13 protein-coding genes are annotated in these 16,973 nt (G+C 69.5%); 7 read left to right on the top strand and 6 right to left on the bottom strand.

Going from position 1 to position 16,973, the window contains the following annotated elements; genetic code table 11:
- Positions 1-131 precede the first annotated feature (131 nt).
- On the top strand, positions 132-2,654 hold the full coding sequence (locus tag DFP74_RS19185) for an alpha-L-arabinofuranosidase C-terminal domain-containing protein (protein WP_233571036.1): 2,523 nt from the start codon (positions 132-134) through the stop codon (positions 2,652-2,654).
- A gap of 283 nt (positions 2,655-2,937) precedes the next feature.
- Here DFP74_RS19185 and DFP74_RS19190 read toward each other — a convergent pair whose 3' ends face one another.
- The gene (locus DFP74_RS19190; RefSeq protein WP_121183402.1) at positions 2,938-5,037 is read right to left on the bottom strand and encodes a DUF262 and DUF1524 domain-containing protein; all 2,100 of its coding nucleotides are present in this window, start codon (positions 5,035-5,037) and stop codon (positions 2,938-2,940) included.
- Positions 5,038-5,256: 219 nt separating this feature from the next.
- On the opposite strand from DFP74_RS19190, the gene DFP74_RS19195 reads away from it, so the two are divergent.
- The gene (locus DFP74_RS19195; RefSeq protein ID WP_370013403.1) at positions 5,257-5,730 is read left to right on the top strand and encodes an NUDIX domain-containing protein; all 474 of its coding nucleotides are present in this window, start codon (positions 5,257-5,259) and stop codon (positions 5,728-5,730) included.
- Between the two features lie 128 nt (positions 5,731-5,858).
- Here DFP74_RS19195 and DFP74_RS19200 read toward each other — a convergent pair whose 3' ends face one another.
- Positions 5,859-6,830 carry an HNH endonuclease gene (locus DFP74_RS19200; RefSeq protein WP_121188367.1) on the bottom strand — a complete coding sequence of 324 codons (972 nt, stop codon included), beginning with the start codon at positions 6,828-6,830 and terminating at the stop codon, positions 5,859-5,861.
- A gap of 341 nt (positions 6,831-7,171) precedes the next feature.
- Positions 7,172-7,390: a hypothetical protein gene (locus DFP74_RS19205; RefSeq protein WP_121183404.1), complete on the bottom strand. Its 219-nt coding sequence runs from the start codon at positions 7,388-7,390 to the stop codon at positions 7,172-7,174.
- Positions 7,391-7,636: 246 nt separating this feature from the next.
- Here DFP74_RS19205 and DFP74_RS19210 point away from each other — a divergent pair, with 246 nt between their 5' ends.
- From DFP74_RS19210 to DFP74_RS19220, 3 genes are all read left to right on the top strand, one after another.
- Entirely contained in the window at positions 7,637-8,308 is a 672-nt protein-coding gene (locus tag DFP74_RS19210; protein ID WP_121188368.1) for a DUF429 domain-containing protein, read from the top strand.
- A 337-nt stretch (positions 8,309-8,645) separates the two neighbouring features.
- Positions 8,646-9,509, top strand: coding sequence for an acetylxylan esterase (locus DFP74_RS19215; protein ID WP_199725710.1), 864 nt, complete (start codon positions 8,646-8,648; stop codon positions 9,507-9,509).
- Positions 9,510-9,590: 81 nt separating this feature from the next.
- Positions 9,591-11,099: a carboxylesterase/lipase family protein gene (locus DFP74_RS19220; RefSeq protein WP_121183406.1), complete on the top strand. Its 1,509-nt coding sequence runs from the start codon at positions 9,591-9,593 to the stop codon at positions 11,097-11,099.
- A gap of 156 nt (positions 11,100-11,255) precedes the next feature.
- Here the strand turns inward: DFP74_RS19220 and DFP74_RS19225 are convergent, their stop codons facing one another.
- Entirely contained in the window at positions 11,256-12,368 is a 1,113-nt protein-coding gene (locus DFP74_RS19225; RefSeq protein ID WP_121183408.1) for a CdaR family transcriptional regulator, read from the bottom strand.
- Between the two features lie 69 nt (positions 12,369-12,437).
- Positions 12,438-13,064 (bottom strand): glyoxalase, encoded by a 627-nt coding sequence (locus DFP74_RS19230; protein WP_121188370.1) that lies wholly within the window; start codon positions 13,062-13,064, stop codon positions 12,438-12,440.
- Between the two features lie 255 nt (positions 13,065-13,319).
- On the opposite strand from DFP74_RS19230, the gene DFP74_RS19235 reads away from it, so the two are divergent.
- Together DFP74_RS19235 and DFP74_RS19240 are read left to right on the top strand one after the other, a co-directional pair.
- Positions 13,320-14,324 carry an alpha/beta hydrolase gene (locus DFP74_RS19235; protein WP_158613023.1) on the top strand — a complete coding sequence of 335 codons (1,005 nt, stop codon included), beginning with the start codon at positions 13,320-13,322 and terminating at the stop codon, positions 14,322-14,324.
- Between the two features lie 338 nt (positions 14,325-14,662).
- Positions 14,663-15,667: a sodium:calcium antiporter gene (locus DFP74_RS19240; RefSeq protein ID WP_233571362.1), complete on the top strand. Its 1,005-nt coding sequence runs from the start codon at positions 14,663-14,665 to the stop codon at positions 15,665-15,667.
- 94 nt (positions 15,668-15,761) lie between these two features.
- On the opposite strand, the gene DFP74_RS34445 is transcribed toward DFP74_RS19240, so the two are convergent.
- A complete protein-coding gene (locus DFP74_RS34445) occupies positions 15,762-16,946 on the bottom strand; it encodes an XRE family transcriptional regulator (protein ID WP_305037060.1) in 1,185 nt (394 codons plus the stop codon).
- Positions 16,947-16,973: the final 27 nt, after the last annotated feature.

Consider the following 16,973-nt stretch of genomic DNA (forward strand, 5'->3'; position numbering starts at 1 on the left):
GGGCCGCGCACGGCATGCGCCGAGCCCGCGATCAATGACGCCCGATTCCGCAGATAAACCTGCCACCGCGACTCCACGAACCCCGCACCCGCCGACCGTGCCCGGTCGGCGGCATACCCCCCGGAGGAGACTTGCGAGCGAACCGAAGGACATCGGCGCGCACCACGTGTGCGCTGCTCACCGGACTGCTGTGCGTCGTGTCCACGGCGTCCCCTGCGTCCGCGGCGACCGACTACAGCATCGGAATCGACGTTTCCGAGAACGGTCCGCAGATCAGCGACCAGATGTACGGCATCTTCATGGAGGACATCAACCACGCCGCCGACGGCGGCCTGTACGCCGAACTGGTACAGAACCGCTCCTTCGAATACAGCACCGCGGACAACGAGAACTACACCCCCATCACCGCATGGGAGAAGATCGCCACCGGAAACGCCACCGGCGAAGTGGAGGTGGTCGACGACGAGGGCCGTCTCAACGAGCGCAACCGCAACTACCTTCGAGTGGTCCTGCCCGCCGACGGTGGCGAATACGGCGTCGTGAACAGCGGCTATTCCACCGGAATCACCGTCACCGAGGGCGAGGAGTACGACTTCTCGGTGTGGGCGAAGTCCCCGGGACGTGCAGCGCCGGTGACCGTGCGGCTGCACGACGACCAGGGCGAGCCGCTGGCCGAGCCGCTGACGCTGGACGTCCAGGGCGGCTGGGCGCAGTACACCGGCACGTTCACCGCGACCGCCTCCGCCACCACCGGCCGGCTGTCGGTCACCGGAAGCGGCGGCGGCGTCCTGGGCCTGGACATGGTCTCGCTCTTCCCGCGCGAGACCTTCAACGGCCACGAGAACGGCCTGCGCTCGGACATCGCCGAGCAGATCGCCGCGCTCGACCCCGGCTTCGTCCGCTTCCCCGGCGGCTGCCTGGTCAACACCGGCAGCCACGAGGCCTACGAAGCCCCCGACTGGCCGCGCGAGCGCTCCTTCCAGTGGAAGGACACCGTCGGGCCGGTCGAGGAGCGCGCGACCAACCACAACTTCTGGGGTTACAACCAGTCCTACGGACTGGGCTACTACGAGTACTTCCAGTTCGCCGACGACCTCGGCGCCATGCCGCTGCCGGTCGTGCCCGCCCTGGTCACCGGCTGCGGCGAGAACCAGGCCACCGACGACCCCGAACTCCTGCAGCGCCACATCCAGGACACCCTCGACCTGATCGAGTTCGCCAACGGCCCGGCCGACTCCGAATGGGGCGGCGTGCGCGCCGAGATGGGCCACCCCGAGCCGTTCGGCCTGACCCACGTCCAGGTCGGCAACGAGGAGAACCTGCCCGACGAGTTCTTCGACCGGTTCCTGCAGTTCCGCGACGCCATCGAGGCCGAGTACCCCGACATCACCGTGATCAGCAACTCCGGCCCCGCCTCCGGCGGCGCCGTCTTCGAGCGCGCCTGGGAGCTCAACCGCGAGCACGGCGTCGACATGGTCGACGAGCACTACTACAACTCGCCCGAGTGGTTCCTGGCCAACAACGAGCGCTACGACTCCTACGACCGAGAGGGCGCGGACGTCTACCTGGGCGAGTTCGCCTCACAGGGCAACCAGTTCTCCAACGCCCTGGCCGAGGCCGCCTTCATGACCGGGCTCGAGCGCAACGCCGACGTGGTGAGCATGGCCTCCTACGCCCCGCTGCTGGCCGCCGAGTGGGGCACCCAGTGGACCCCGGACATGATCTGGTTCGACAACGGCACCAGCTGGGGCTCGGCCAACTACGAGGTGCAGCGGCTCTTCTCCACCAACACCGGCGACCAGGTGGTGCCCAGCACCGCCTCCGGCACCCCGGGTGTCGGCGGGCCGATCACCGGCGCCGTGGGCCTGTCCACCTGGAACACCAGCGCCGAGTACGACGACGTCCGCGTGACCTCCGCCGACGGCGAGACGCTGCTCCACGACGACTTCTCCTCTGGCGCCGACCAGTGGACCCACACCACCGACGCCGGCGACTGGACCGTCGAGGACGGCGCCTACGTCCAGACCGACCTGTCCGGTGAGAACACCATGGTCACCGCCGGCGACCCCGAGTGGACCGACTACGACCTGGAGGTGACCGCCACCAAGCGCGAGGGCGACGAGGGCTTCCTCGTCGGGTTCGGTGTCCAGGGCGCCGACGACTACTACTGGTGGAACCTGGGCGGGTGGAACAACACCCAGTCCGCGGTGGAGCAGGCCTCCGGCGGCGCGAAGAGCTCCATCCTCTCCGACGGCACCACCGTGGAGTCCGGCCGCGCCTACGACCTCCGCGTCGAGGTGCGCGACCGCGACGTCACCCTCTACCTCGACGACGAGGAGTGGGGCAGCTTCACCGCACCCGAGCCCGAACCGTTCCGCCAGGTCGTCACCCGCGACGAGCAGACCGGTGAGCTCATCGTCAAGGTCGTCAACGCCCAGGATGAGGCGGCCCACACGTCGATCGAGCTGGGTTCGACGCGGGTGGAGCCCACCGCCGAGCTGACCGTCCTGCAGGCCGACCCGACCGCCGAGAACACGGCGACCGACCGGCCCGTCAGCCCGGAGACCTCCACCATCGACGGTGTGGGCAGCACGTTCACCCACACCTTCCCGGCACACTCGGTCACCTTCATGCGCATCACCCCCGAGGAGTAACCCGCAGCGTCACCGCGCCCGCCGGGCACCGCAGAGCCGGTGCCCGGCGGGCGGCTGCACGAACGGGGTTGCTCAGGTCCCACGCGGTCTCCCGGGCCTGTTCGATACTGCGCAGCCTGACCTTCTTCAGGAACCATTCCGCGATGTGGCCGCTCCCCGGAATCCCTCGGGGAGCGGCCACACGAAGACCAGGCACCTACTCAGTTGAGAGGTTCGGGGGCCTCTGCCAGAGCCACGGCAGGGCGCTGGCCTCGGTCTCTGCGGCCTCGTGCCCCCTCGTGTGCTATTCGCCGGTCTGGAACTCGTACGCCTGCCGCACCAGCCCCATGACCTGGCCGAGATCGGTGTCCTTGTTCAGGTCGATCTGGACACTGCCGTTCCCCCACTTGCCCTTGCCCGTCACGTCCGTGGCCAGGCCCCGGTCGTCGTGCAGCATCTCGAAGGGCATGTTCAGGATCAGCCGCAACCGTTCGGTCTGAGGGATCACGTCGACGAAGTTGGTCTCGGTCTTGTAGGCGACGTAGTTCTTCAGGAATGTCTCACTGACAGCCTCATCGAGAGCGAGGACTTCACCCCTGAACTTCTCGAACAGGGCCTGTGGGACGGGCCGGGAGAGGTTCGGGTGGTCATCGATCGTGTAGGCCGACTCGGGGCGGGGCTCTGGCTGGTCGAAGCCCGAGGGCAGCACGGGGAGAGGCCAGATCTCCAGCGCTCGGGCCGCCAACCGCTCGGCCCGCTGGACGATCGTTTCCTCGTTCCAGGTCTCCAGAGTCCCCAGCCCCTGGTTCAGCCGGAGCGGGCTCTCCCGGAAGCCGCCCTTCAAGTCTCGTTTCTTGGTGAACGGCAGGTCACCGTACTCGGAGTTGTAGCCGGTCAGCGTCAGGTTGCCCAGGGTGTGAAGGCGGCGCGCCCGGACATTGACCCAGTCGGGGCCGAGGTCGTCACGCCACTGCTGGGAGAGGTTCTCGTTCTGCGGCAGGATGTGCTCGATCGTGTAGTCCTCGATCGGCACCTGTTCCTTGCGTCCGAAGTTCTCCAACCTCCGCAGGAGGTACGAGCGCCGCTTGAAGTTGTACAAGTTGTCGCCGATCAGAGCGTCGGTGAACTGCTGGTCGGTGGGGAACGACCGGTAGCTCTTCAACCCCACCAGGTGTGCCTGGACGCTCTCGACGTACCTTGTCTTGTCGATCGACTTCGTGAACGTACTGAACGTCCTGTTGAGGGAGTTCGTCGGAATCCGGCAGGCGGCCCGGCGGAAGATGTAGGAGGTGACCATGCGGATGATGGAAAGCAGGCCCTCACGGTCCAGTTCGCTGTTCTTGTAGTCACCGTAGAGTTCCAGCAGCAGGGGGTAGACCACGTCCGCCTTGATCTCCCGCAGATCCTGGAAGGCCTCGGCGAGCTCCTTGTCGGTCTCGTGGCCCAGGGCCACGGCGCAGTACCACGTTGCGTAGGAGCGGAGCTCCTTGACCAACGATTCGATCGGTTCGCCCTGATCGCGCCGATTCCGTGAGTGATCCTTGAACGCCCCGTACACGTCCCCGAACCGGGGGATCTCCCCGGTCGCGACCGTGAGGTAGTGCCGGACGAAATCGTCGAACTGCTTCTCGTAGGCGGCCTGTCCGAAGTCCGTCTCCATGCGGCGCCAGTAGTTGTTGTACAGCACCTTCTGTGCCTTGGTGTCCAGGCCCATGAGTACGTAGTTGCGGATGAGGTCCGCCTGGGTCAGCTGCCGACCGGTCGAGTTCATGGACTCGAAGATCAGCTGTGGGTTGTCGTACGCGCGGTCCAACCGGATGTCGACGACCACCAGTTTGGCCAGACCCTGGCAGACCGCCGCCAGGTCCTTGCCGGGTTTGGCCAGCTCCTGGCGGAACCTCGCGAAGTTCTGCTGAACCCTCTCCGAGGCATCGGTCGGCAGCTCGGTTCGACTGACGATGGCCCTCAGCGTCGTTTCGTCCTTCTTGCTGAGCAGGAGCTTGAAGTACTCGTCACTGCCTTCCTCCTCCTCGCTGTTCACGAGGTACCGGTGGCGCAGCTTCTTCGGTGAGAACTCTTTCCACGGTTCGCGTTCTCCTGCCGGGTACCCGTCCAGAACGTCGGCCAGCGCGGCGATCAGGAGGGTCACTGTCGTCAGCCGCTGCTGTCCATCGATGACCAGGTTGGGCTCCTGCGTGGTCAGGTTGGAGAGCCCCTTCTCCACGTGCACGATCGACCCGGTGAAATGGGAGTTCAGTTCCGCATCACGGCCCGCTCGTTCGATGTCGCCCATCAGCTGGTCGCACTCGTCCTCGGTCCAGGAGTAGGCGCGCTGGTAGATGGGGATCACGAACTGGCTGCCCTTCTCGAGCAGTCTGAGCAGCTGGGTCTCGGAGGCCTTCACAGCGTAGGGGTGCCCTTCTGGTCGCTATCGGGTGGAATCCGCTTTCACTCTGCCACGGCCATGAGCGACACGGGAGGTGTATCAGAGTGCGAGCAGACCTGAAGGAGAAGCCGCCCTGGAGACCTCAAGAGACGTGGGAGGAGGCCGCCCGTGCGTTTCGAAGGTATTGACGGGCGTCACAGATCGCGGGGTTTTCGGAGGCGAGTTGATACGGCCGCTGTGGCCAAGCAGAGCTCACGCGCGCTCCTGTTCGACTGTGAGTGGCGTGTGGTGTTCATCAAGCGCACCAGGTCGGGGCAGGAGCCTTACTGGGTTTCTGTGGGAAGTGGGTTGGAACCGGAGGAGGCCGATGCCGAGGCGGCGCTGCACCGTGAGGTCTTCGAGGAACTGAGCGGGAAGATCGACGGAGTGCGCCAGGTCCTTCTCACCGGCATCACTGACGACCTTCCTGAAGGTGTGAGTCTTCAACACATCTTCGTCGCCCGCTTGGTCTCCAGGGATCCGAGCCAACGTACAGGGCCGAGTTCACCGAGCCAGAACGCGGCATCAACGAGGTGGTCACCGTCCCCGCCACACGTAAGGCTGTTTCGTGCCGCGTTGAGCAAGCTCGAAGAGTACGGCCACGCCACGAATGTCATCCAGTCCGCGATCCGGGATTTCGAGGACCTGGCCGAGCCGGTTCCTGCGGCCTGAATAGTGCCGTGCTCGGCGGCCGGCCATGCCCCGGCCACCTTGGTACTGGCCGTCGACAGGGCGGGCCCGGAGAACCAGCCCGGGACGCACACGCAGGGCCGCCTTGTCACCAGGGCTTCTCAGGTCGGTCAGACCGCTTGAAAGACCTCGCTCTGATGCCAGGCCAGGGCTTCGTGGCTGGGGTGGTCGGCCTTCTTCTCTGGAAGCTGGATCCGGACTCCGCCGAGGGCCGCATACTCCTGTGCGTCCGGGAAGTCCCTGTGCAACCGAGGGCTGATCCGCACAGTCAGGTCCGGGGACACGGTCAGGTACCCGAGGTCGAACAATCGGTGCACGTCCGATCGCAGGAGCAACCCGTTGTCCAGACGGTGCAGTCCGCCTTTGGTCACCGGGTGGATGTGGGCGGCTTCCAGGACCGGGCGCACACGCTGGCCGGTGATGGCGCAGCTGTTCTGGTAGGCCTCCAAGAGGGCGAGTTGGAATGCGCCCTGCCCCAACCGCCGTCGGGTGGGCCGGGCTTCGCCGAAGATCGGGCCGCTCCGCCGCCAGGTGTCGGTCTCCTCCGATCGATCCTCCTCGAGTGCCTTCTCTGGCGGTCGCCGCAGGACCCGGGCCGCGATCGGGGCGAAGTAGTGCGCGTGGGCGGCGCTCTCGATGTCGTCGTATCCCTTGCCCTGAACGAGGCTCTTGGCGAAGTCCGGGGGCGGGTCGAAGGTCGTGTTCGCGGAGAAGAACACCGGGTCACGCAGCATGATGCAGCCGATGAGGGGGTCTTCCCCGGGCTGGATGGCGGCCATCTTGTTCTTCGCGCGGTAGCTGTTGATCGCCGCACGCACCTCGACGACGCTGTCCCTTCCGTTGCCCTGCCCGAAGGTGGCCCAGGCCTCGGAGAGGGGTACGCGGGCGAACCCGCTGAAGACGGCGCCGCCGACGATCTGGTTCTGCGGGAAATGGGTCTTGAACAGGAACAGGTCGCCCAACTCGATGCGCTTGAACACACTGGCGGAGGAGGGGCGCCAGAAGTTGATCTCATTCAGCTGGGGGCGTTCGGAGAGGAAGTCGGCCCATGCTTTGTCGGTGACCCCGACATATGCCTTCATGGACGACATTATGAGTCTTTGGTGGGGTGGGCCAGGCAGGTGGAGGGAGCGTCAGGCCGCCTGCCAGCCACGGGACCTACGGGGCTGTCCAGAAGTGGCCACCGTGCAGGGTTGAGTGCCCACCATGCTGCTCGGGCGGAGGCCTGGAGCAGGGAAGGAGAGACGCGGCAGCGTCGTCGATGAGACCGCGCTGTTGGTTGGGGCCGATCGGACGTCGGTGGGCAGGTGCCCAGCAGGTATCCCGAGACGTGGAAGGCGGTACTCGGGGGAGGGACTCTCCTACCGCGAAGGATGCTCGGCGAGCTTCTCGGACTTGACAAGGAACGCGCCGTGGAGGTGGCTCAGGGCTCCTTGTACTCGAGGCCCGTCGCGGCCAGCGCTTCGCCCAGGATGGCGATCGCTTTGGGGCCGACCCCGTGAATGGCCAGCAGTTCCTTCTTCGAGTGGGCGGCCACCTGCTTGAGGCTGGTGATGCCGTTGTTCGAGAGTTCACGAGATGCCGTCTTGCCGATCGCGTCCGGCAGATCCCCGACCGGGCGTACGTCCGGTGTGGCAGACATGGTGAGCCCTTCCGGTCAGGTCACTGTGAACGCCAGGTTAGCGACGAGGGGTGTTCCGGACCATTGGACACCACGGTCGTGTTCCGCTGTGTTGGTGGGTTTGGCGTGCATCTTGACCACGCTTTGCGGAAGCGCGGCGCCCGCGCCCGGATCACTGAATAGTGGTGATGACGGGTAGGACACCCTGATAGCGACCATGGACGGGACGGGATCGCCGTGACAGCCGAACGGGCCGAGGGCGCGCGTGTGGAGGTCGTCGGTGTCGACGCGTGTAGCAAGGGGTGGGTGGCGGTTCGCCTGGTCGACGGGCGGTTCCGCGACGCTCGCTTGTGCGAACACCTGGAGGATGTCGCAGCGGGGTTCAAGCCCGAGATCGTGACAGTGGATATCCCTCTCGGGCTCACTGATCAGGGATGGCGGGACTGCGACCAGCTCGTGCGCGGCAAGTTGGGACCTCTCAGGAACAGCGTGTTCCGGATCCCGAGTCGAACAGTCGTGGAGACCCCGGTCTACGAGGACGCCAACGCGAAGTGCAGGGAAGTGATGGAACAAGGTCTGTCTCGTCAGTCCTTCGCCCTCTTCCCCAAGATCCTGGAAGCCGACCAGCTCAGGCGTTCTGGTGCGATCCACTTCTACGAGGTGCATCCCGAGATGTCGTTCCGCACCATGGCCGGCGCGCCGTTGAGCTGGGGCAAGCGGACCTGGAACGGTCAGAGCCATCGTCGTGCGCTGCTCGCCGAGCAGGGCGTGGAGATTCCCGACGACTTGGGTCCGACCGGGCAGGTGGCGGTCGACGACATTCTGGACGCCGCCGCGGCGGCTTGGAGCGCGCATCGCATCGCCCTGGGACAGGCGGAGTCATGCCCCACACCTGAGCAGTCCGACCTCTCCGGCGGGCCGATCGCTATTTGGTACTGATCCCTTCTGTCGACTTCCGCGCGCGGGCAGCGCGTGAATCCTCGGTCGAGCACCCGTAGCAATCACCGAGGCGCATCGATGTGCGTTGACGGCACACTGAGCATGGTGCACCTGCCCAACCGGAGGGTGAAGTGGGGCGTAGCCGCTCGTGTGCTCGGCCGTGTCCGGTTCGAGGATGTTCTGGGCAGAGCTCGTTCGGCGCATTGCACAAACTCCGGGGTCGGGGTTTGCCGCGGTTGCGGAGAGACGGCGGCCGGTTCCTTGGCGAGGATGTGAGCTCGGACCAGGTGGGACGGAGTCAGGATCCGGCCCACCGTGACGTCAGGAGCCACCCCCCATGCTCGCAAGACGCTTGTTCGTTCCGCTGAGTGCGCTCGTCCTAGCGCTGGCCGCCCCCGCCGGTGCCGTCGCCGCCCCCGCGCCTGTCGAGGCCGATCTCGGCGTCGCGGTCGCCGGCGGATACGGGGACCCGGGACCGTACGCCACCGCGGTGGAGGTCGGCGCGGTGACCACCCTGTACTACCCGCGCGACATCGCCGACAGCGACCGGCGCCACCCCGTGATCGTCTGGGGCAACGGCACGTTCGCCTTCCCCGTGGTCTACCGGGACCTGTTGCTGCACTGGGCGAGCCACGGGTTCGTCGTCGCGGCCGCCAACACCCCGCAGTCCAACCTCGGGATCTCCATGCGGGCGGGCATCGACATGCTCGAACGCAGGGACGCCGACCCGGGCAGCGACTTCCACGGCCGGATCGACCTGGACAACATCGGGGCGTCCGGCCACTCGCAGGGCGGCGCGGCCTCGATCGTGGTCGGGGACGACCCGCGGGTGGACACCGTTCTGCCGATCCAGCCCGGCCCCCTGGCCGACATCGACGACGTGGACGACCCGGTGCTGCTCCTGGCCGGGCAGCGCGACAGCATCGTCTTCCCCTGGCTGGTCAAGGCGTTCTACAACGACGCCGACCACATCCCGGCGATCTACGGCGAGGTCCGCGGTGCCGACCACTTCACGGTGGTCGGCGACCCCGGGCCGTTCGCCGCTCCGACGACCGCGTGGTTCCGCCTGCACCTGATGGGCGACCAGGCGGCCTACCCGGAGTTCTTCGGCAGCGACTGCGGCATCTGCACCGACTCCGGCACCTGGTCCGACGTCCGCCGCAACGACCTGGCGACCCGCTTCCCGGTCGTCGCGCAGTGACTCCGTCTGTTTTCTGATCGATCCCGCTCCCGGCCCACGAGGCCGGGAGCGGTTCGCCGACCGTCCCTCGAAAGGACACTGATGCACACCATCGCGAGCACTCGGCAGGGCAAGGTGCGGGGCCGGGTCCGGAACGGGGTCGCGGCCTACCTCGGCATCCCCTACGCGGCGCCGCCGTTCGGGGACCGTCGGTTCGGTGCTCCGGCCCCCGCCGAGCCGTGGGAGGGGGTGCGGGACGCGTTGGAGTTCGGGCCGACCGCGCCCCAGCGGCCCTACCGGTCGCCGCTGGACCAGCTGATCCCCACGCTGGACGTGCCCGGGGACGGGTGCCTCAACCTCAACGTCTGGACGCCCGAGGGCGGGGACGGAGGGCGGCCGGTGATGGTGTGGATCCACGGGGGCTCGCTGCGCAACGGTTCGACGGCCCTGCCGCTCTACGACGGGTCGGCCTTCGCACGCGACGGTGTGGTGCTGGTGTCGGTCAACTACCGGTTGGGGGTGGAGGGGTTCGGAGTCTTCCCCGACGCTCCGGACAACCGCGGTCTGCTCGACCAGATCGCGGCGCTGCGGTGGGTCCGCGACAACATCGCGGCGTTCGGAGGGGACCCGGACCACGTCACCGTGTTCGGCGAGTCGGCCGGGGCCATCAGCATCGCCGCCCTGACCACCAGCCCGCATGCGCAGGGGCAGTTTCGCCGGGCGATCCTGCAGAGCGGGCCGCCGCACACGGTCCCGCGAGGCGAGGGCGCCCGGGCGGTGCGGTCGATGGCGAAGGAACTGGGGGTGCCGGCCACGGCGGAGGCGTTCGCGGCGGTGGACCGCGGGCGGCTGCTGGACGTCCAGGACACGGTGGTGGGCGGGGCCGACCCGACCGGCGGCGGGCCGGGCTTCCACATCGTGGTCGACGACGACGTGGTGCCGGCCGACCCTGCTCCCACCAGCGTCGACCTGCTGCTGGGCGCCAACCGGGAGGAGTACCGGCTGTGGTTCGTCCCGACCGGGACCGTCGAGCGGATCAGCGGTCTCACCCTGCGGTTGGCCCTGCTGAAGTTCCGGACCCCGGGTCGGGTGGCACGGCTGTACCGGGCGAGTCGGCCCGGCGCCAGGCCGGGGGAGATCCTCGGGGAGATGGCCACGGACATGCTGCTGCGCGGCCCCCTGAACCGGTTGGCGGACTCGCGGCTGCGCGCGTCGACTCCACAAGCCCCTTCGGCGGGCTCGATCCCCGAGACCGCTTCGGCCGCCGCGTTCGACGCGATCTCGCCCGATGCCTTCGGTTCTGCGCCCCAGGCGCCCCGCACGTTCGTCTACGAGTTCGCCTGGCGCTCACCTGTGATGGACCTCGGTGCCTGTCACGCGCTGGAGATCGGTTTCGTCTTCGACACTCTGCGCTCCAGTGAGGAACTGACCGGCACCGATGCCCCGCAGCCGCTGGCCGACGCCATGCACCGGGCCTGGGTGTCCTTCGCGACCACGGGGGACCCCGGCTGGGCCGAGTGGTCGGCGCGGCGGCCGGTCATGGTCTTCGACGATCCCGACTCGGGTGTGGTCTTCGCACCACGGGACGAGGAACTGCGCGCCTGGCTCTGAGACCCGATGGTCGGGTGGGGACACGGCCGCCGGGGCACGGGCGGATGAACGAAGCGGGTGAGTGAACGAAGAGGGCGGACCGGCGCGCGAACACGCACACGCACACGCACGCGAAAGCGAACGCCGGCGCGGGCCGCTGACGACGTGGGGCGCGCCTCAGCGGAGGGCGCGGGCGGTGAGCGCGGCCTGGAGCAGGCGCGCCTCGGCTGGCACCGCGAGGTCCAGCCCTGTCAGCGCGCACACCCGCTGCAGCCGGTAGTCGAGGGTGTTGCGGTGGATGGACAGGGTCAGGGCGCTCTGGCGGCGGTTGTGCCCGTGGTCGACGAAGACCCGCAGCGTCTCCAACAGGTAGGGGTGCTCCTCCAACGGGTCGAGCTTGGCGGCCAGGCGGAGCAGCGCGCCGCCGGGCCGCGCGAGCTGGTACTCCAGCAGCACGTCGTCGAGGCGGTAGAACCCGGGCGGGCGACCGAGCCGCTGGACCAGGTCCAGCACCCGGCCCGCCTCCGCGGCGGCCGCGGGGATGCCCGCCGGGTCGGAGGCGGGCGCGGCCGCGGCGGAGAGCGGCTCGCCCACGTCGCGTGCGAGCGTGGCCACCAGGTCCGGAAGATCGGGCCCGCGGGGCAGCAGCGCGATCCCCGCGACGTGGTCCATCAGCACCGGGACGCCCGTGGACGCGTCGAGTGAGGACTGCACCAGCCTGGTCGGCGGGTCCGACTCGAAGGCGAACGCCACGACCTCGTGCTCCCCGGTCACCGTGAAGCGCGCCGCCTCCGCCAGTGCCTCGTAGGGCCGGCCATCCAGCAGGGCGGTGAGCAGTGCGCGTCGGACGCGCTTGTCCTCGCTGTTGAGGTCCTCCCGTGCCTGTTGGTGGGCGAGCGCGACGGCGGGCAGGGCGGTGTGCAGACACGAGAGCAGGCTCGCGCCCGCCTCGGCCAGCTCCCCGGGCTCCGCCGCGCCGGTCAGGACCCGCCACCACTCCTGGGCTCCGACGAGGTAGGCGGCGGTCACGGCCTCCAGGGGCGCGCGTTCCTCCGCCCGGCGGGCCGACCACTCGATGAGCCGGGTCAGGTCGCCCGGCCGCACCTCGCCGCCGTCGCGCAGTGTGCGCAGCAGCAGGGCGTGCACGGCCGCGACCGACCGGGCCACCTCGCCGTCGAGTACCGGGCGCGGCAGGTCCCGGTAGAACGGGACCTCCGCCCCGCAGCGCGCGATGACGGCCGTCGTGACCTCGGTGCTCAGCGCCGTCATGCGGGCGTGCAGGTCGGACATCAGCACATCGTCACACTGTCGAATCCCGGTCGTCAACGACGGTCCGCCCGGTCCCGTCAGTCGTTCGGGTCAGGCCAGGGCGGAGGAGGACACGGACTCCCACGCGAACCCGTCCGGGTCGGTGAACGGGCCGAGGTCGCCGTTGACCACGATCCGGTGCGATCCGCTGCCCTCGGCGGGGACACCGGCGACCTTGGCCAGGGCCTTGCGCCGGTACAGGGACAGCTTGACGGCGTCGTCCCCGGACTCGAACTCGGCGTAGGTGCGGCCGAAGCTCCTGGCCACGGCCAAGCCCTGGTCCACGTAGAAGCGCTTGGTCGCGGCGACGTCGGCGACGCCGAGCAGGAGCACGATGTCGTCGAACTCGCGCTTGGCGGGGCCGGTGTCCTTCTTCGACGAGGTCGCGATCTGCCAGATGGTGCCGTCCGGGGCCCGCACGACGCCGCCGTAGCCCCACATCGACTTCGCGGCGGGCTTGAGCGCTGTGGCACCGGCGTCGAGCGCGGCGTCGAAGAAACCCTGGGCGTCGGCCGGCTGGGACACCAGGAGGGAGAGCGTGAACCCGCGGAACCCGGTGGTCGGTTCCTGCGCGGTCCGGAGGCGGACCTGCGAGTCCAGGCCGAAGGCGGTGGAGTAGAAGTGACGGGCGGCTGTGGTGTCGTCCACCTCGAGGGTGACGGATGCGATGTTCGCCATGTCCTTCACGCTAGGCCCGGGGCGGTGACCAGCGCTTCTCGATTCCTGACCGGTCTGCCCCTCTGCGATGGCGCTCCTGGACGCGCTCCCGGCCCGCCAGCGGCCGCGCCGTCGCATCCCGGGCCCGATCGCGGCCGCGCTGTCGTCGACGTGATCCGCTCGTCGGGGCCCGTTGCGGGGGCGGCCACGTTCGCGCGGGCGGGCGCGCCGGGCTCCGTGGTGCCGGTGGTCCCCGCGCACAGCACTATGGACGGTATGAGCCACGCAGCCACGTCCGCCTCCGCCGAACCCGGCCCCGCCACCGCCTCGACGCCGCCCTCCCGGATCACGGTCGACACCGACCTCGTCTACGCGCGGCGCGACACCGGCGACCTCCTGCTCGACCTGTACCGGCCGCCCGCCACCGAACGCCCCGTGCCGGTCGTGCTCTGGGTGCACGGGGGCGGCTGGTACGCCGGCGACCGCACCCAGGCACCGAACCTCGAACGCCGCGTGCGAGCCACCGGATACGCGTTCGCGAGCGTCGACTACCGGCTTTCCGACCAGGCGCTCTTCCCCGCCCCACTGCACGACGTGCGGGCCGCGATCCGGTTCCTGCGCGCGCACGCGCACGAGTACGGACTCGATCCGCGGGCGATCGGGGTGTGGGGCGGTTCCGCCGGCGGTCACCTGGCCGCGCTGGCGGGGCTGACCGGCCACATCGGCGCGCTGGCCGACGAGGTGGACGCCGAAGGTGACGCGTCGGTCCAGGCCGTGGTCGCGTCCTACCCGCCCGTGGACCTGGCCGTCGTGGTCGCCGAGGCCCAGGCCGGACGCCCGGGTGCGGACGCCGCGTCCTCCCCCGAGGGCCGCCTGCTGGGAGGAGCGCCGGCCGAGGCGGTGGACGCGGCGCGGTACGCCTGCCCCCTGACATGGGTCCACGCCGGCGCTCCGCCGTTCCAGCTCTCCCACGGGACCGCCGACCGCCTGGTCTCGCACACCCAGAGCGCGCTGCTGCACGACGCCCTGACCGCCGCGGGCGCCTCGAGCGAGCTCTACCTCCTCGACGGCTACCAGCACGGGTTCCTCAACGAGGCGGGTGGTCTCGACGGACAGCCCTCAGAGGTGATGGACGACGGACGCCTGGGGGAGGGGCAGGCCCGGGCCGTGCGCCGCAGCACGGACGAGCCCGACGCGGGGGAAGGGCGGACCACCTTCGGGTTCGCGACCGTGGACGACTTCCTGCGCAGGCACCTCGGGGGTCGGCCCGACGCTCCCTGACGACGAGTGCGCACTGGACGGCGACCTGTGCGGCGGACGGCATGACCGGGCACGGCACGCCGCGGCGACCCGGACCGCGCGACTGAACGCGGGCCCGTGGCCGCGCGGATGGACGCGGGCCCGTGGCCGCGCCCGCACTGGTCAGGACACGCCACCGTCCGCTCGCTGAGCACGGAACTCGGCCGTGCGGCCGATGATCGACGGTGACGGGACGCCGTCGCCCGATCCCTTGCATCCGGCCCCTTGCCCGGCGGACTCACTGACATACGGCGGAGGGAGTGGGTAGTCAGGGGGGCGGAAGGTCTTGGAGTCGTCGACCGGACGGAGGATCGGCCTTGGTGTGGGACGTGGCGGGCCTCGGGGCCGCGGCTCTGCTTCTCGTCGTGGGGGCGGGGCCCTTCACCCGCCTGGTCGACCGCCTGGCCGACCGTACCGGCATGGGCGAGACACTGGCCGGGATCATCCTCATCGGTGCGGTGACCTCGCTGCCCGGCCTGATCACCAGCCTCGTCGGCGCGGCCGGCGGGGACGCCGCCTTCGCCATGAACAACGCCCTGGGCGGGATCGCGGTCCAGACCGTCTTCATCGCGCTGGCCGACGTGTTCTACCGACGGGCGAACCTGGAACACGCGGCCGCCTCGCTGCCCAACCTGCTCGCCCCGGTGGGCCTGTGCATCATGCTCAGCGTGGCGCTGGTGGCCGGGGCAGGCCCTCCGATGAGCGTCCTGGGCGTCCACCCGGCGTCCCTGCTGATCATCGGCTGCTACTGGTACTGGCTGCGCCTGTCGCGCAAGGTGCGCTCGGCGCCGATGTGGCTGGTGAAGCAGACGCGCAGCACCCGGGAGGACGTACCGGATCCGGCCTCCTTCGACGGAAGGGAGTCGCTGGCGTGGATGTGGACGCGGTTCGCCGGTCTGGCCGTCGTGGTCGCGGCCACCGGCTACGTGGTGGGCGAGGCCGGGCTCTCACTGGTCGAGCGCACGGGGATGTCGAGCGGACTGGTGGGCGCGCTCGTCACGGGGGTGGTCACCTCCCTGCCCGAACTGGTGACGGTGCTGTACGCGATCCGCATCCGCGCGCTGCACCTGGCACTCGGCGACATCGTCGGCGGAAACGGTTTCGACGTGCTGTTCCTCTCCGCCTCCGACGTGGCCTATCGCGAGGGGCCGATCTACGCCGCGATGGACGCCAAGGTTTTCCTGTTCCTCGGCCTGGGCATCGGACTCAACCTGCTGGTCGCCGCGGGTCTGATCCGCCGTCAGGAGTCCGGTATCGGCTTCGAGGGGATCGCGCTGTTCGCCTTCTACGCGGCGGGTGCGGCCATGCTGATCGGTCTCGGTTGATGGTCCGCCTCGCCCGCGTCGCCCGTGTCGGTTCGCGGAACCGGTCACCCCGACGACACCATCCCCTTGCCGGTCTCGTGCGAGAAGAGAAGTGTCAGTGCTCGGCGCCGGAGCCGGAGCCGGAACCGGAACCGGAACCGGAGCCGGATCTGGCGCCGGGGTCGGGGACCACGCGCAGAACGGGCTTGGCGGCGCGCGCCGGGCCGCGCCCGTGGCCCGATCCCGGCTGTCCGACGAACGACAGCCCGAACACCAGCGCATTCAGCTCCGTCAGCGGGACGGACAGCTCGGCGGCGACCGAGGCCGGCGTCCGCCCCTTGCGGCGCAGCAGGGCGAAGACCTTCGGCAGGATCTGGGAGGTCTCCCTCGCGATGCCGTCGGGTTCGCCCGAGCGGTACCCGAGCTCCGCGAGCCGTCGACAGGCCGCGCGGTACTGCCAGTCCGTGAGCAGGTCCAGGTCGTGCATGCGGTAGGTCAGCGCCATCGCCGACACCCGCCAGATGCCCTTGGCCTTGAGGAGCTGGTCGACCTGGGCGCCCGAGGGCATCCGGCCCACGACGTCGGCGCGCGGCAGGAGGAAGGCGCTCGCGAACTGGTTGGCCTCGCGCTCGGCCTCCGGGCCGCTGGAAGGTCGCTCGTGGCCGTGCATGACCAGGTGGCCGAGTTCGTGGGCGGCGTCGAACCGGCCGCGCTCACCGCTCTTGGCCGTGTTGAGGAAGACGTAGGGCACGGAGTCGCGCCAGAAGCTGAACGCGTCGACGTCCTGGTGCTCGGTGTCCAGCGAGAACACCCGGACGCCGTGCGCCTCCAGCAGGTGCACGAGGTTGGGCGCGGCGGCGTCGCCGAGCTCCCACAGGGAGCGCACCATCTCCGCCGCGGCCTCGGGGAAGGGCTTGCCGTAGGTCGGCACACGCGGCTCGGGCAGGGTGAACTGGTCGGTCAGCCAGTCGTTGAGCTCCACGCCCAGGGCCGCCTGGGCGCGCACCGCGCGCTGCTTGCGCAGGGAGGTCTTGGTGCGGGCGCGAAACGCCACGGCCTCGGAGGGGATCTCCTCGATCTCGTCCGCGGTGAGGAACGAGACGGGGAAACCGAGGGCGCCGGCGATGGCGCGCACCGACTCCGGGGAGGGCTCGGCGTGGCCGTTCTCGTAGCCGGACAGGTGCTGCTGGGAGATCCCGCTCATCCGCGCCAACCGCGCGAGGGTGAGTGCCCTGCGCTCCCGAGCGAGCCGGAGGCGTGATGGCGTGACCATGGTGTGTGCAGCCCTGTCGTCGTTCATGGCCCGGCGGGAGCCCGCCCGCCGGGC

The organism is Nocardiopsis sp. Huas11 (assembly GCF_003634495.1).
Lineage (GTDB): Bacteria > Actinomycetota > Actinomycetes > Streptosporangiales > Streptosporangiaceae > Nocardiopsis.